This window comes from Micrococcus endophyticus, assembly GCF_014205115.1.
Lineage (GTDB): Bacteria > Actinomycetota > Actinomycetes > Actinomycetales > Micrococcaceae > Micrococcus > Micrococcus endophyticus.
In genome coordinates, this window is the sequence record NZ_JACHMW010000001.1 from 886807 (window position 1) to 900501 (window position 13695).

Consider the following 13695-nt stretch of genomic DNA (forward strand, 5'->3'; position numbering starts at 1 on the left):
GCGGGCGGCTCAGGCCTGCACGTCCCGCAGCGCGAGCTCGGTGAGCACGGCCGCCTCGAGGGACTCCCGGCCCTTGTCCTCGCGGGATCCGGGCAGTCCGGCGCGGTCCCGGGCCTGCTGCTCGGTGTCCACGGTGAGCACGCCGAAGCCGACGGGGGTGCCGGTGCGCACCGAGACCTCCGTCACGCCCTGCGTGACGGCCTGGCAGACGTAGTCGAAGTGGGGGGTGTCCCCGCGGACCACGACGCCCAGGACCACGACGGCGTCGAAGTCCTCGGCCAGGCGCGCGGCGGCCACGGTGAGCTCCACGGTGCCGGGCACACGCACGAGCACCGGCTCGAGGCCGAGGTCTGCGGCGGCCGCCCGGGCGCCGGCGATCAGGCCGTCCATGATCTCGGTGTGCCACTGCGCGGCGACGACCGCCACGCGCAGGCCGCGCGCGGCGGCGGGGTCGAGGGCGGGGGTGGGGGCTCCTGCACCGCTCATGGGGTGTCCTCCTGGTGGGTCGGGGGCTCGTGTCGGGGGTCCTCGTGGCCCGGTGCCGCCGGGTGCTCGAGCACCCGGTCGGCGAGGGCGTGGGCCATGCGGTCGCGCTTGGTGCGCAGGTAGTCAAGGTTGTGCTCCGTGACCGGCGTGGGGGCCGGCACGCGCTCGACGACGTCGATGCCCGCCGCCTGCAGCCCCGCCACCTTGGCGGGGTTGTTGGTCACGAGGCGGACGCGGGTGTGCCCGGCGGCGGCGAGCACGGCCGCGGCGCCCGCCCAGTCGCGGGCCTCCGTGGGCAGGCCGAGGGCGATGTTGGCCTCGACGGTGTCCAGGCCCTGCTCCTGCAGCCGGTAGGCGCGCACCTTGTTGGCCAGGCCGATCCCCCGGCCCTCGTGGCCGCGCAGGTAGAGGACGGCGCCGCCTTCGGACCCGGCGCGGGACAGGGCGTCCTCGAGCTGGGGCCCGCAGTCGCAGCGCAGAGAGCCCAGCACGTCGCCCGTGAGGCACTCGGAGTGCACGCGCACGGTGAGGGGGCTCTCCGGGTCGGCCTCCCCCGCCTCGCCCGCCTTCTCCGCCACGAGCAGCACGTGCTCGGCGCCGGTGACGGCGTCGGCGTGGACGCTCACCCGGAACACGCCGTGGCGCGTGGGCAGCGTGGCCTCGGCGGGGACGGGCAAGGGGGTCGGCCCCTCCTCCTCGAGGTGCCGCACGAGGTCCTCGATGGAGATGAGGACCAGCCCGTGCTCGTCCGCGAACTCGCGCAGGGCGGGCAGACGCATCATGGTGCCGTCGTCGTGGACCAGCTCGGCGATGGCCGCCACCGGGGCGACGTCCGCCAGGCGGCACAGCTCCACGCCGGCCTCGGTGTGGCCGCGGCGGGCGCGCACGCCGCCGGGCACGGCCCGCAACGGGAACACGTGGCCGGGGCGCGTGAGGTCCGCCGGCCCGGCGGCCGGGTCGGCGAGCACGCGCAGGGTGCGGGTGCGGTCGGCGGCGCTGATGCCGGTGGTGACCTCGGTGGCCGCGTCCACGCTCACAGTGTATGCGGTGCCCTTGGGGTCCTCGTTGCGCGCGGTCATGGGCGGCAGGGCGAGGCGGTCGGCCAGGTCGGCGGGCATGGGCGCGCAGATCACGCCCGAGGTGTGGCGGACGGTGAACGCCGTGACGGCGTCCGTGGCCAGGGCCGCCGCATAGACGAGGTCACCCTCGTTCTCGCGGTCGGCGTCGTCCACGACGACGACGGGACGGCCCGCGGCGAACGCGGCGATCGCGGCGGGGACGGCGTCCAGGGGGATGGAATCGCTCATGGGCGGACCTCCTCGGCGGGGGCGGCGGACGGGGACGCGGCGGGTGCCGCGGGCAGCAGGGCGAGGCGCTCGGCATAGCGGGCGAGCACGTCAGTCTCGAGGTTGACGCGGTCGCCGGGGCGCAGCGCGCCCAGGGTGGTGGCCTCGAGGGTGGCCGGGATGAGGCCGACCTCGAACCAGTGGGCGTCGGCGCCCGGCTCGGAGACGGCGGAGACGGTGAGGGAGACGCCTTGCAGCGCGATCGCCCCCTGCGCGGGGACGTAGCGCGCCAGGGCGGCAGGCAGGCCGATCCGCACCGTGGTCCACGCCCCCTGCGGGGTGACGGAGAGGACCTCCCCCACGCCGTCCACGTGCCCCTGGACCACGTGGCCGTCCAGGTGGTCCGTGGGGCGCAGGCAGCGCTCGAGGTTGACCCGGTCCCCCGGCGTGCGTCCGCCGAGGCTGGTCACGCGCAGGGTCTGCCCCATCAGGTCCGCGCGGAACACGCCCGGCTCGGCCCCGGGGCCGTCGAGGGCGGTGAGGCAGACGCCGTCGACCGCGAGGGAGCCGCCAGCGGGCAGGCCCTCGAGGGCGCCGCCGGCGTCGAGCACGAGCCGGGCGGTGTCCGCGGCGGGGTCCGGCTCGAGGGCGAGCACGGTGCCGAGGTGGGTGACGATGCCGGTGAACATTCAGTCCTCCTGGGGGTCGGGGCCCTCGGGGGCCGGGGCGGGGACGGGGGCGAGGTGGGTCCAGACGTCCTCGCCGAGGGCGCGGACGGGCCCGTCCTCGGCGGGGTCGGGATGCCAGCGCAGGCCGTCGGCGAGGGTGCCGACGTCCAGCCCTGCGACGGCGGGGCGTCCGGCCCCGAGCAGCAGCGGGGCCGTGTAGACCATGAGCTCGTCCACGAGGCCGGCGCGGATCCAGGCGCCGAGCACCCGGGGCCCGCCCTCGATCAGCACGTGGCCCGGCCGCGCCCCGCCGTGCGGCCACGGTCCGGGGCGGGCGGCCAGGGCGGCCAGCACGGCCTCGGGCTCGTGCGCGGGCACGTGCAGCGTCTCCGGGCGGGCGCGCAGGGCAGCGCCGGCCGGGATCGGGGTGCGGCCCTGGACCACGGGCACGGGCTGGGGGCCGGTCTCGGCCCCGGCCGCGTCGCGGACGGTCAGCCGGGGGTCGTCCGCGAGCACCGTGCCGGTGCCCACCACGATCGCATCCACGCGGGCGCGGACCCGGTGGGCGTGCGCCCGGGAGGCCGCGCCGGTGATCCAGCGGCTCGTGCCGTCGGCCGCGGCGGCGTGGCCGTCGAGGGACTGCGCGAGGTGGCCGGTGATCCAGGGGCGGCCGGCGTCGCGCGCCCGGCGCCACCGCTCGGTGAGGGCCAGGGCCGCCGGCTCCCCCGTCGGGCCGCTCACGCGCACCCCGTGCGCGGCCAGGCGGGCCGCGCCGCCGCCGTCGACCCCCGTGGGGTCCGCGACGGCGTAGCGCACCGCGCCGACGCCGGAGGCCAGGATCGCGCCGGAGCAGGGGCCGGTGGAGCCGGTGTGGTCGCAGGGCTCGAGGGTGACGTGCAGGGTCAGGCCCGCCGGGTCGAGCGCGGCCAGGGCCGGGTCCGCGGCGCGGGCGGCCTCCCAGCGGGCGAGGGCGTCGACCTCGGCGTGGGCGGTGCCACGCCCGCGGTGGTGGCCCGCCGCGAGGACGCGGCCGGCGTCGTCGGTGAGGACGGCCCCCACGAGGGGGTTGGCGCCGCGCACGCCGCGCAGCGCGGCGCCGACGGCCAGCGCCATGGGGTCCGGGGCGCCGCTCATCGGGCCGCGTGCTCCTCGGGCCCGTCCGGCAGCAGCGTCTCCACGGCCGGCTTGTCCCGGTCCTTGGCCCGCAGCCACACGAAGAACCCGATCAGCGTGAACGCGCCGTAGAAGGCGTACATCACGGCCGAGGCGTAGTACCCGGTGCTCCACAGCAGGGGCACGCCGACGACGTCGACCGCCACCCACACCAGCCAGAACTCCACCCAGCCGCGCGCCATGCCGTACGTGGCCAGCAGGGAGCCGACGAAGGTCCACGCATCCGCCCACACCGGCTCCCAGGAGCCGAGGGCCCGGAACACCGGGGTGAGCGCGAGGGTGCCGATCAGCATGCCCAGCACGAGGAAGGCCCGGCCGCCCAGGCCCGCCCACTCGGGGGTGATCGCGGTGGCGTGCTCGGAGCGGCCGCGGCGGGCCTCGTTCCAGCGGACCCAGCCGTACACGGAGACGGCGATGAACATCACCTGGCGGCCGGCCTGGCCGAGGAGGGTGGCGTGGTCCGCGCCGGTGAAGAGGGAGGCCAGGAAGACCGTCAGCAGGATGAGGTTGCCGAGGATGCCCACGGGCCAGGCCCAGACCTTGCGCGCCATGCCGCCGAGGGCGGAGGCGAGGCCGAAGACGTTGCCCAGCACCTCGCGCATGAGCAGGCCGCCGCCGGCGACGGGGATGGTCCAGTTGAATGCGTCGACGAGCCAGTCCATGTCCGTGACGCCACCTCCTCGGTTCGGGACTCCGAGGGGTGCGCTCCGTGGCCCTCCCGCGCGAGGGTGCGGGACGGCTCGGCCGCGTGCCTCTCCCATCCCGACTGTACGGTCGGCACCGGAATTCCACCGGTCAGGCCGCCCGGCACCGGCCTCGGGTCGAGGTCGGGCCGCGCGGTTAGCGGGCTGTCACCGCCGGTGCGGACTTCCACCGCATCTCGGAGCACGTTGCTGTCCAGCAGTATCACACGGCCGACCGTGACCCGCCGCCCAGCGGCGGCGTGCGACCGTCAGCAGCAGGCGCGGGCCGCGGCCCGGCGCAGCCCGTCGACGGCGGCGTCCGGGTCCTCGGCGCCGAACACGGCCGAGCCGGCCACGAAGACGTCCGCCCCGGCCTCGGCGGCCCGCTCGATGGTCTCGGCGTTCACGCCGCCGTCCACCTGCAGGGCCAGCGGGGCGGCGGCGCCGTCCAGGGCGCGGCGGGCGCGGCGGATCTTGGGCAGCACGACGTCGAGGAAGGCCTGGCCCCCGAAGCCGGGCTCCACGGTCATCAGCAGGAGCATGTCCAGCTCGGGGAGCATGTCCAGGTAGGGCTCCACGGGCGTGGCCGGCTTGAGGGCCATGCCCGCGCGGGCGCCCGCGGCGCGCAGCTCGCGGGCCAGGCGCACGGGGGCCGCGGAGGCCTCCGCGTGGAAGGTCACCGACTCCGCCCCGGCCTCGGCGTAGCCGGGGGCCCAGCGGTCCGCGTCCTCGATCATCAGGTGGATGTCCAGCGGCAGGTCGGTGGCCCGGCGGATGGCCTCCACCACGGGCAGGCCCAGGGTGAGGTTGGGGACGAAGTGGTTGTCCATGACGTCCACGTGCACGGCGTCCGCGCCGCGGATCCGGCCCAGCTCCTCGGCCAGGCGCGCGAAGTCCGCGGAGAGGATCGACGGGTGCAGGCGGGGGGCGCGGGGGCTCATCCTCGGGTCCTCTCGGGGCTCTCGGGGGTGTCGGACGGGGCGCGCAGCAGCGCCAGGAACATGGCGTCGGTGCCGTGGCGGTGCGGCCAGAGCTGGGCGGTGCGGGCCGCCACGTCGTCCGGGGCCGCCGCTCCGGCGGCCTCGTCGCCGCCAGGCTCGCCCTCGTCCAGGCGCAGGTCGCCGAGTGCGACCTCCGAGAGGACCGCGCCGGCGTCGAGCAGCTCCAGCTCGGGGCGACGGCGCAGCAGGTCCTGGACCTGCACCGTGGTCTCGGCCACGTGCGGGGAGCACGTGACGTAGGCCAGGACGCCGCCCGGGGCGAGCACCGCGGCGGCGGCGTCGAGCAGCTCGGACTGGAGCCCGGTCAGCTCGGCGAGGTCGGCCGGGGTGCGGCGCCAACGGGACTCGGGCCGGCGGCGCAGCGCGCCCAGGCCCGTGCAGGGGGCGTCCACGAGGACGCGGTCGAACCCGCCGGCGGCCTCGGGGGCGTCGGCGATGGCGCGGCCGTCCCCGGCGCGCACGGTCCACGCCGCGGCGGGCACGGCGCCGAGGGCCTGGCGGACCAGCTCGGCGCGGTGCTCGGCGACCTCGTTGGCCACCAGCGTGGCCCCGCGCTCGGCGGCGAGGGCGGCCAGCAGGGCCGCCTTGCCGCCGGGGCCGGCACAGAGGTCGAGCCAGCGCTCGGGCCGGCCCTGGGCCGCGGCGGCGGGGGCCGCGACGAGCGCGCGGGCGGTGAGCTGGGAGCCGGCGTCCTGGACGCGGAGCACACCCTCGCGGACGCCGGGCAGCCGTCCGGCGTCGCCGCCGGCGTGCAGGGCGGAGTCCGGGGCCAGCGGGCCCGGCTCGGCGCCGTCCTCGAGGGCGGCGGCCAGGGCCTCGCGGCCGCCGGGCACGGGCAGGGCGACGAGGTTGACGACGGGCGAGGCGTTGTCCGCCTCCAGCAGGGCGCCCAGCTCGGCGTCCCGGTCGGCCACGTGGCGCGTGCCCCGGTGGGCCGCCAGCGCCTGGCGCAGCGCCCGGACGATCCAGACGGGGTGGGAGGCGCGCACGGCCAGGGCGGCGTCCCCGCCGTCCTCCGGGGCGACGTCGGCCAGCCAGTCCTCGAGGGGGCGCTCGGCGACCCGGCGCAGCACCGCGTTGACGAAGCCGGAGGGGCCGGCGCCGATCTCGGCGCGCACGAGCGCGACGGTGGCGTCGAGGGCCGCGTGCGCGGGCACCCGCATGGCGAGCAGCTGGTGGGCGCCCAGGCGCAGGGCGTCGAGGACCGGCGGGTCGATCTTCTCCAGCGGCCGGTCCACGCAGCGGGCGAGCACAGCGTCGTAGAGGCCGATGCCGCGCAGCGTGCCGTAGGCGAGCTCGGTGGCGAAGCCGGCGTCCCGGCGGTCGAGGCGCGCATGGCGGATCCGGCCGGGCAGCACGAGGTTGGCGTAGGCGTCCTCGGCGTGCACGGCCCGGATCACCTCGAACGCGACCCGGCGGGCCGGATCCGCCGTTCGGGAGCGCTGGGCGGGCGCCTGGGCGGAGTAGCGCCGGCCCGCGCCGGAGCGGCCGCGGCTGCGGGTGCGCCCCTGGGCGTCGCGCCGCTCCTCGCCGCCGGACTCCCGGCGGGCCCCGCCGGAGCCGCCGCGCGGGCCTCCGTGGGAGCCTCCCCGGGGTCCGCCCCCGGAGCCGTTGCGAGAGCCGCCGCGCGATCCCCCGCGGGCTCCGCCCCCGGAACTGCCGCGTCCGCGGCCCTGGCCGCCCTGTCCCTCGCCGCTCATGCGTGCGCCTCCGTCTCTCGTGCGGCCTCACGCCGCGCCGCCCGTGCGGCGGCCTCCTGTCCGAGCCGCGCGGTGTGCGCGGCGAGCGCCTCGCCGGCGAGCAGGGCGGCGCCGTCGGCGGCGCCGCGGGCCCAGTCGGCGGCGGGCATGAGCTTCTTGCCGGCGGGCTGGACCCGGCCGAGCCGGACCGCCCCGTCGGCGGTGCGCAGCCAGGCGGCGCCCCCGGCCGTGCGCAGGGCGCCCGGGGGCGCCGCGTCCAGGTCGGCGGGCCAGTCCGCGTCGGCCGGGGTCGCCGGGGCGACGCCGTCGAGCTTGAACCGGGCGGGCTCGCCGCCCTCCCCGACCGTCAGCCAGCCCCACGCGCCGGGCTCGGGGGTGACGCCGTTGATGCGCGCGGCCACCTCGGCGGCGGGGCGGGCCGGGTCGACGAGGCCGTCGGCCGCCGTGAGCTTCGGGGCGTGGGAGGGCTCGCCCTCCTGGGGCCGCGCCGCGGCGGTGCCGTCCGCGATCCGCCCGAGCACCTCCAGCACGAGCGGCCCGCCGCGCTCGGCGAGGTCGGCGAGGATCTGCCCGGCGGTCTCGTCCGGGGCCACCGCGCGGGTGAGGCGGGCGTGCACGGGCCCGGTGTCCAGGCCCTCCTCGAGCTGGAATACGTCCGCGGCGATCTCGGGCTCCCCCGCCATGACGGCGCGCTGCACCGGGGCGGCCCCGCGGTAGGCGGGCAGGGCGGAGAAGTGCAGGTTGAGCCATCCGTGGCGCGGCAGGGCCAGCGCCTCGGCGGGCACGAGCGCCCCGTAGGCGACGACGACGGCCACGTCCGGCTCCAGGGCGCGCACGGCCTCGAGCGCGGGCTCGCCGGCCGGCCCGCGCAGCCGGTCGGCCTTGACGACCGGCACCCCTGCCTCCTCGGCGACGACGGCGACCGGCGAGGGGGTCAGCACCCGGCGGCGGCCGATCGGCGCGTCGGGCCGGGTGAGCACCCCCACGACCTCGTGGGGCGAGTCCAGCAGGGCGCGCAGGACGGGCACGGCCGTCTCGGGCGTGCCGGCGTAGAGCACGCGCAGGGGCGTGGTCGCGGTCATCGGGTCTCTCCTCGGGGGGCGCGGGCGGGGGTCGGCGGAGCAGCCGGTGCGGCGAACACGGAGCCGACGGCGGCGGCCCGCTCGGCGCCCACGCGACGGGCGGTGCGGTCCACCTCGCCGGCGCGCATGCGGCGACGGGCCTCGCGGCGCTCCTCGCCGTCGAGGCGGTCCACGTAGAGGATCCCGTCGAGGTGGTCGGTCTCGTGCTGCAGGCAGCGGGCGACCAGTCCGGTGCCGCGGTGCTCCACCGGACGCCCGTCCACGTCCAGGCCGCGGACGACGGCCTCGGCGGCGCGGGCCGGGTGATAGCGCAGTCCGGGGACGGACAGGCAGCCCTCGCCGGGCTCCCGCACGGTCTCCTCCCCCGTCTCGAGCACGGGGTTGACCACGTGCCCGGCGACCCCCTGGACGTCGAACACGAACACGCGCAGCCCCACGCCCACCTGGGGCGCGGCCAGGCCGACCCCGCCGACGGCGTGCATGGTCTCCACCATGTCCGCCACGAGGGCGCGCACGTCCATGCCGGCGGGCACGGGGCGCGCGGGGGTGCGCAGCACGGGATCGGGGACGGTGCGGACGGGCAGGACGCTCACGCGGTCACCCTATCGTCGCCGTCGGAGGCGGCCGGGGCGGGCTCGGACGAGCTGGCCGGGGCGGCGGGTGCGGGGTCCTTCGTCGCCGGGCCGGTCGGGGCGGGACCGGCCGGGGAGGCCGGGTCGGCGGGCGCCGGGGCCGCCGAGCCGAACGCGGCGGCGCGCACCGCCTGCAGCCCGCCGGCCGCGGCCGGCGGCACCGAGGGCGGGGGCGGGCCGATCACACGCAGCGCGGGGCCGGCGTCATCCGCGGCCTGGGCGTGCTTCCACACCTGCCGCAACGCCCAGAACTTGTGCCAGTGGCGGGGCAGCACGCCCGGGTTGGCCTGGTGCACGGCCACCTCGGTCTCCCCCAGCGCGACTCCGAGCAGCATCTCCGCCTGGCCGTGCCGCCACTCCTCCCAGGTGCCGGCCTCGGGGTCCACGAGGGACTCCTCCGCCTTCAGGCCGGCGGTCAGCTGCATGACCACCTTGGGGTCGAGCGCCTTGACCCGGCCGTCGCGGCCGGTGCCCTTGGTCTTGTAGTCGATCAGGCACAGCCGCCCGCCGATCCGGGCCACGAGGTCCAGGGTGCCGGCGTAGCCGACCGTGTGGTTCCACACCGTGATCTCCGCGGCGACGGGGCGCACGTCGTACAGGTCCCACCACTCGTCGAACCGGTCGGCGTAGGCGCCCTCCCCGTGCTCGATGAGCTTGGCCCGCGTCTCGGCCAGCGTGTGGGGCCTGCCCAGCGCGCGCTGGGCGACCTGCTCGGCGTAGTCGTGCACGCGGTCCCCGCGTTCCGCGGCCGCGTCCCGGTAGCGCGCCGCGGCGTCCGCCGACTGGCGGGCCACCTGCTTGAGCCGGGCCGCCGAGCCCACGGATTCTGCCAGGCGCGGATCCTGGGTGACGGACTGGGCGGCCATCCATCCGATCCACCCGTCCAGGTCCGTGCGCTCCATGCCGATCACCGTGGTGATGGACGGGACCTCGGGCAGGCCCGTGAGGGAGCGCGCGTACATGCGCCCGAGGGGGGTCTGGTGCGCGAGGCGTGGCTGGGTCATGGTCAGCCATTCTGGCAGGCGCCGCGGACGCCGGACGGGGCCGGCCACGACGCGCCAGGAAGCCGATTTTGCATCCGGGCGGAGATGCCCTAGAGTTCTTTCTCGTTGGAAAACGCAGTGCAGGAGCCCGAGAGGGCGGCTGAATGCGGCACCGACACGCGGATGTAGCTCAGTTGGCTAGAGCGCCACCTTGCCAAGGTGGAGGTCGCGAGTTCGAATCTCGTCATCCGCTCGCTCAACCTTCACCCCTGGTCGGGTGGCCGAGAGGCGAGGCAGCGGCCTGCAAAGCCGTATACGCGGGTTCGAATCCCGTCCCGACCTCGCAGGCTCCTCCGACCAGGAGTGGCGGCATGTTCACCACCTCCTCCGAGGTGGACGAGCGCGATTGGCGCAGCGGTAGCGCGCTTCCCTGACACGGAAGAGGTCACTGGTTCGATCCCAGTATCGCGCACGGAGAACGGTCCGTGAGGACTGATCTCATGCGGATGTAGCTCAGTTGGCTAGAGCGCCACCTTGCCAAGGTGGAGGTCGCGAGTTCGAATCTCGTCATCCGCTCCACATCGAAGGCCCCCTCCCACCGGGAGGGGGCCTTCGTCGTGTCTGCCTCGGTCGTGCCGGCGGGCAGGCGCCCGTGCGCACAGGCCTGCGGCGCGGCCGGGGATCCCCCGGCCGCGCCGACGGGTCACTTCTCCTCGGCGATGCCCAGCTGGCCCTCCCGGACGAGGGCGGTCATGCGGGAGACCGTGCGGAAGTACTTCTTCATGTACCCGCCGTGCATCATCTCCTGCGTGAACAGGTCGTCGAACGGGATGCCCGAGGCGACCACGGGCACGTCCTTGTCGTAGAGCCGGTCGGCGAACACCACGAACCGCAGGGCGGTGGCCTGCTCCGTGATGGTCTTCACGTCGTGCAGCGCGATCACGTCCACGTCCTTGACCAGCTCGCGGTACCGCGAGGGGTGCACCCGGGAGAGCATGGCGGTGAGCGCGTCGAAGTCGTCCACGGCCAGCACGCCGGCGTCCGGGAAGTTGGCCTCGGCGGTGGAGACCACCTGGTCGTCCGGCAGCGGGTCCGGGGCCGCGGAGAGGCCGCGGTGGCGGTAGTCCTCGCCGTCCACCCGGATGACCTCGAACTGCTCCGCCAGGACCTGGATCTCGCGCTGGAAATCCTGCGCGGCGAACCGGCCCTCGCCGAGCGAGCCCGGCAGGGTGTTGGAGGTGGCCACGAGATGCACGCCCGCGTCGGCGAGCTCGCGCATCAGGCGGGACATCAGCACGGTGTCCCCCGGGTCGTCCAGCTCGAACTCGTCGATGCAGACCAGCGTGTACTCCTTGAGCACGTCCACGGCCTTGCGGAAGGACAGGGCGCCCACGAGGTTCGTGTACTCCACGAACGTGCCGAAGGCCTTGGGACCCGGGGCGGCGTGCCAGGTGGAGGCCAGCAGGTGGGTCTTGCCCACGCCGAAGCCGCCGTCGAGGTAGATGCCCGCCGGGCCCGCGGCGCGCTTGCGCCCGCCGCCGAACAGGCCGCCGAGGAATCCGCCGCCGGAGCCGGAGCCGCGCCCGAGGGACGCCGCGAAGCGCCGCAGCCGCTCCACGGCCTGCGCCTGGGAGGGGTGCGCCGGGTCCGGGATGTAGGTGTCGAAGGACACCTCGCCGAAACGGTACGAGGGGTGGAAGCCGGCCAGCAGCTGGTCCGGCGTGACCTGCGGCGAACGGTCGGCGAGGTGGACGATCTGAGCCACGGGGGCGCTCCCAGGGTCGACGGAGGGGACTGAAGGGCCATGCTATCCGCCGCGGGCCCGCACCCGTATGACCTCGCGTGTCCGCGACTGAGGCCTCCCTATCCTCTTACGTGACACGGACGTGCCGTAATCTGACGCGTAGGGCACGGACGGGGCACCCCGCCGTCGTCGTGCCGCCCGACCCGACGGGCCCCGCGGGCCCGCCCCCGACGCGAAGGAAGGCAGCATCATGACCGAGACCGCCGCCGAGTTCTCCCAGTACGCGCACCCCGAGAAGCTGGTGAGCACCCAGTGGGTCGCCGACCACGTGGGCGAGGAGGGGGTGGTGGTCCTCGAGTCCAACGAGGACGCCCTCCTCTACGCCACCGGCCACATCCCCGGCGCCCAGCGCATCGACTGGCACACCGAGCTCAACGACCCGGTGACCCGCGACTTCATCGGCCCCGAGGCGTTCGCCGAGATGGCCGCCTCCAAGGGCATCTCCCGCGACACCACCGTGGTGTTCTACGGCGACAAGTCCAACTGGTGGGCCGCCTACGCCCTCTGGGTGTTCACGCTCTACGGCCACGAGGACGTGCGCCTGATGAACGGCGGCCGCGACAAGTGGATCGCCGAGGGCCGCGAGACCACCCGCGAGGTCCCGACCGCCGCCCGCGGCGAGTACCCGGTGGTCCCCCGCGACGACACCACCGAGCGCGCCGCCCGCGAGGACGTCCTCAAGGCCATCGGGACCACCCCGCTGATCGACGTCCGCTCCCGTCCCGAGTACACGGGCGAGACCACGCACATGGCCGGCTACCCGCAGGAGGGCACCCTGCGCGGCGGCCACATCCCCACGGCGGCGTCCGTGCCGTGGGCCTCCGCGGCCAACGAGGACGGCACCTTCAAGTCCCGCGCCGAGCTGGAGCAGATCTATCGCACCGACGCCGGGCTGCAGGAGGGCGACGACGTGATCGCCTACTGCCGCATCGGCGAGCGGTCCTCCCACACCTGGTTCGTGCTCAAGCACCTGCTCGGCCACGAGGACGTCCGCAACTATGACGGCTCCTGGACCGAGTGGGGCAACGCCGTGCGCCTGCCGATCGCCGTCGACGAGGAGCCCGGCGCGGCCCCGGCCCGCTGATCCGGCCCCGCACCGCGACGCGAGATCGGCCCCCGCCCGCCCGGCGGGGGCCGATCGCTGTCACTAGACTGGCTCACCATGACCCAGAACCACGCCGTGCCCGCCGCCCTGGCCGAGATCGTCGACGACTTCGCCGGGGTGCCCGACGCCGAGAAGCTCGAGCTGCTGCTCGAGTTCGCCGACGAGCTGCCCGCCCTGCCGGAGCGCTACGACGGCCACGAGGCGGAGATGGAGCAGGTCGTGGAGTGCCAGTCCCCCCTGTTCCTGGCCGTCGAGCTGGAGGGCGAGGACGAGCCCGGCCCCGAGTCGGTGGTGCGCCTGTTCATCACGGCCCCGCCCGAGGCCCCCACCACGCGCGGCTTCGCCTCCGTGCTGTCCCAGGGCCTGGACGGGCTCACCGCCCGCCAGATCGTGGACGTGCCCGAGGACATCCCCTCCCGCCTCGGCCTGGCCAAGGCCCTCACGCCGCTGCGCCTGCGCGGCATGTCCGCCATGCTCGGCCGCATCAAGCGCAACGTGCGCGAGCAGACCGGCGTCGCCTGAGCCGCCCCGTGGCGAAGACCGGACGCGGCCGCGGCAGGGCGCACGGGGCCGCCACCCCCGCCGTCACCGCCCTCGAGACGGCCGGGGTGCCCTACACGCTGCACACGTTCGAGGTGGACCTCGACGCCGGCGGCGAGCGGTTCGGCGTCCAGGTCGCCCGGGCCATGGGCGTGCCGCCGGAGCGCATGTTCAAGACGCTCATGGTGGCCGCCCCGGACGGGGGCCTCGCCGCGTGCGTGGTGCCCGTGTCCGGGCAGCTGGACCTGCGCGCCGCCGCCGCGGTGCTGGGCGTGAAGCGGCTGGCCCTGGCGGACCTCGCCCTCGTCGAGCGGCGCACCGGCTACGTGCGCGGGGGCGTCTCCCCCCTGGGCCAGCGCCACCGCCACCCGGTGCTGCTCGACTCCTCCGCCCTGGACGCCCCCGTCATGTACGTCTCCGGCGGCCAGCGCGGCCTCGACCTCGAGCTGGCCCCCGCCGACCTCGCGGCGGCGACGGACGCCGTCGTCGCGCCCATCGCCGCCCGCTGAGTCGGGCCGCGCCGGGCCCGGGGCCGCCCGGGCGGGCGGGATC

General features: G+C 76.4%; 13 protein-coding genes, 4 tRNA genes, 1 pseudogene and 1 riboswitch. Of the genes and pseudogenes, 7 read left to right on the forward strand and 11 right to left on the reverse strand.

The genetic code is table 11. The features are described 5' to 3' along the window. Window positions 1-9: 9 nt before the first annotated feature. From ribH to HDA33_RS04020, 10 genes and pseudogenes are all read right to left on the reverse strand, one after another. Complete coding sequence (gene ribH, locus HDA33_RS03975) at window positions 10-486, reverse strand: 6,7-dimethyl-8-ribityllumazine synthase (RefSeq protein WP_184171162.1); 477 nt, start codon at window positions 484-486, stop codon at window positions 10-12. Further along, complete coding sequence (gene ribB / locus HDA33_RS03980) at window positions 483-1793, reverse strand: 3,4-dihydroxy-2-butanone-4-phosphate synthase (RefSeq protein WP_184171165.1); 1311 nt, start codon at window positions 1791-1793, stop codon at window positions 483-485. Before ribB ends, ribH begins: the two co-directional genes overlap by 4 nt. Next, window positions 1790-2461, reverse strand: a complete 672-nt coding sequence (locus HDA33_RS03985) for a riboflavin synthase (RefSeq protein WP_184171168.1) — start codon at window positions 2459-2461, stop codon at window positions 1790-1792. The genes ribB and HDA33_RS03985 overlap by 4 nt, the downstream gene beginning before the upstream one ends. After that, the gene (ribD, locus tag HDA33_RS03990) at window positions 2462-3574 is read right to left on the reverse strand and encodes a bifunctional diaminohydroxyphosphoribosylaminopyrimidine deaminase/5-amino-6-(5-phosphoribosylamino)uracil reductase RibD (protein WP_158492472.1); all 1113 of its coding nucleotides are present in this window, start codon (window positions 3572-3574) and stop codon (window positions 2462-2464) included. Continuing rightward, entirely contained in the window at window positions 3571-4275 is a 705-nt protein-coding gene (gene pnuC, locus HDA33_RS03995; RefSeq protein ID WP_184171171.1) for a nicotinamide riboside transporter PnuC, read from the reverse strand. The genes ribD and pnuC overlap by 4 nt, the downstream gene beginning before the upstream one ends. 83 nt (window positions 4276-4358) lie before the next feature. Continuing rightward, window positions 4359-4505, reverse strand: a riboswitch (FMN riboswitch). Between the two features lie 60 nt (window positions 4506-4565). Then, the gene (rpe, locus tag HDA33_RS04000) at window positions 4566-5237 is read right to left on the reverse strand and encodes a ribulose-phosphate 3-epimerase (RefSeq protein WP_184171174.1); all 672 of its coding nucleotides are present in this window, start codon (window positions 5235-5237) and stop codon (window positions 4566-4568) included. Then, window positions 5234-6997, reverse strand: a complete 1764-nt coding sequence (locus HDA33_RS04005; RefSeq protein ID WP_184171177.1) for an RsmB/NOP family class I SAM-dependent RNA methyltransferase — start codon at window positions 6995-6997, stop codon at window positions 5234-5236. The genes rpe and HDA33_RS04005 overlap by 4 nt, the downstream gene beginning before the upstream one ends. Beyond that, entirely contained in the window at window positions 6994-8079 is a 1086-nt protein-coding gene (locus tag HDA33_RS04010) for a methionyl-tRNA formyltransferase (protein ID WP_184171180.1), read from the reverse strand. The genes HDA33_RS04005 and HDA33_RS04010 overlap by 4 nt, the downstream gene beginning before the upstream one ends. Beyond that, window positions 8076-8672: a peptide deformylase gene (gene def, locus HDA33_RS04015; RefSeq protein ID WP_184171183.1), complete on the reverse strand. Its 597-nt coding sequence runs from the start codon at window positions 8670-8672 to the stop codon at window positions 8076-8078. Before def ends, HDA33_RS04010 begins: the two co-directional genes overlap by 4 nt. 139 nt (window positions 8673-8811) lie before the next feature. After that, window positions 8812-9715 (reverse strand): annotated as a pseudogene (locus HDA33_RS04020) (cytochrome); the annotation flags it as partial. A 158-nt stretch (window positions 9716-9873) separates the two neighbouring features. On the opposite strand from HDA33_RS04020, the gene HDA33_RS04025 reads away from it, so the two are divergent. From HDA33_RS04025 to HDA33_RS04040, 4 genes are all read left to right on the forward strand, one after another. Then, window positions 9874-9947: transfer RNA gene (locus HDA33_RS04025), tRNA-Gly, on the forward strand. Between the two features lie 18 nt (window positions 9948-9965). Continuing rightward, window positions 9966-10036, forward strand: a tRNA-Cys gene (locus HDA33_RS04030). Window positions 10037-10094: 58 nt separating this feature from the next. Continuing rightward, a tRNA-Val gene (locus HDA33_RS04035) sits at window positions 10095-10166 on the forward strand. 30 nt (window positions 10167-10196) lie between these two features. Next, window positions 10197-10273: transfer RNA gene (locus HDA33_RS04040), tRNA-Gly, on the forward strand. A gap of 124 nt (window positions 10274-10397) precedes the next feature. Here the strand turns inward: HDA33_RS04040 and zapE are convergent. Next, window positions 10398-11459, reverse strand: coding sequence for a cell division protein ZapE (zapE, locus tag HDA33_RS04045; RefSeq protein ID WP_184171189.1), 1062 nt, complete (start codon window positions 11457-11459; stop codon window positions 10398-10400). Window positions 11460-11688: 229 nt separating this feature from the next. Between zapE and HDA33_RS04050 the strand changes: the two genes are divergently transcribed. The 3 genes from HDA33_RS04050 to ybaK all read left to right on the forward strand — a co-directional run bounded on the left by HDA33_RS04050 (window position 11689) and on the right by ybaK (window position 13652). After that, window positions 11689-12582, forward strand: a complete 894-nt coding sequence (locus HDA33_RS04050; protein WP_184171192.1) for a sulfurtransferase — start codon at window positions 11689-11691, stop codon at window positions 12580-12582. Between the two features lie 78 nt (window positions 12583-12660). Then, window positions 12661-13125, forward strand: coding sequence for a SufE family protein (locus tag HDA33_RS04055; RefSeq protein ID WP_017489680.1), 465 nt, complete (start codon window positions 12661-12663; stop codon window positions 13123-13125). Window positions 13126-13133: 8 nt separating this feature from the next. Beyond that, a complete protein-coding gene (gene ybaK / locus HDA33_RS04060) occupies window positions 13134-13652 on the forward strand; it encodes a Cys-tRNA(Pro) deacylase (protein ID WP_184171195.1) in 519 nt (172 codons plus the stop codon). Window positions 13653-13695 lie beyond the last annotated feature (43 nt).

Bases quoted from the DNA above. Each gene is read 5' to 3' on its own strand.
- ribH (WP_184171162.1), bottom strand. From the start codon at position 486: ATGAGCGGTGCAGGAGCCCCCACCCCCGCCCTCGACCCCGCCGCCGCG.
- ribB (WP_184171165.1), bottom strand. From the start codon at position 1,793: ATGAGCGATTCCATCCCCCTGGACGCCGTCCCCGCCGCGATCGCCGCG.
- HDA33_RS03985 (WP_184171168.1), bottom strand. From the start codon at position 2,461: ATGTTCACCGGCATCGTCACCCACCTCGGCACCGTGCTCGCCCTCGAG.
- ribD (WP_158492472.1), bottom strand. From the start codon at position 3,574: ATGAGCGGCGCCCCGGACCCCATGGCGCTGGCCGTCGGCGCCGCGCTG.
- pnuC (WP_184171171.1), bottom strand. From the start codon at position 4,275: ATGGACTGGCTCGTCGACGCATTCAACTGGACCATCCCCGTCGCCGGC.
- rpe (WP_184171174.1), bottom strand. From the start codon at position 5,237: ATGAGCCCCCGCGCCCCCCGCCTGCACCCGTCGATCCTCTCCGCGGAC.
- HDA33_RS04005 (WP_184171177.1), bottom strand. From the start codon at position 6,997: ATGAGCGGCGAGGGACAGGGCGGCCAGGGCCGCGGACGCGGCAGTTCC.
- HDA33_RS04010 (WP_184171180.1), bottom strand. From the start codon at position 8,079: ATGACCGCGACCACGCCCCTGCGCGTGCTCTACGCCGGCACGCCCGAG.
- HDA33_RS04050 (WP_184171192.1), top strand. From the start codon at position 11,689: ATGACCGAGACCGCCGCCGAGTTCTCCCAGTACGCGCACCCCGAGAAG.
- HDA33_RS04055 (WP_017489680.1), top strand. From the start codon at position 12,661: ATGACCCAGAACCACGCCGTGCCCGCCGCCCTGGCCGAGATCGTCGAC.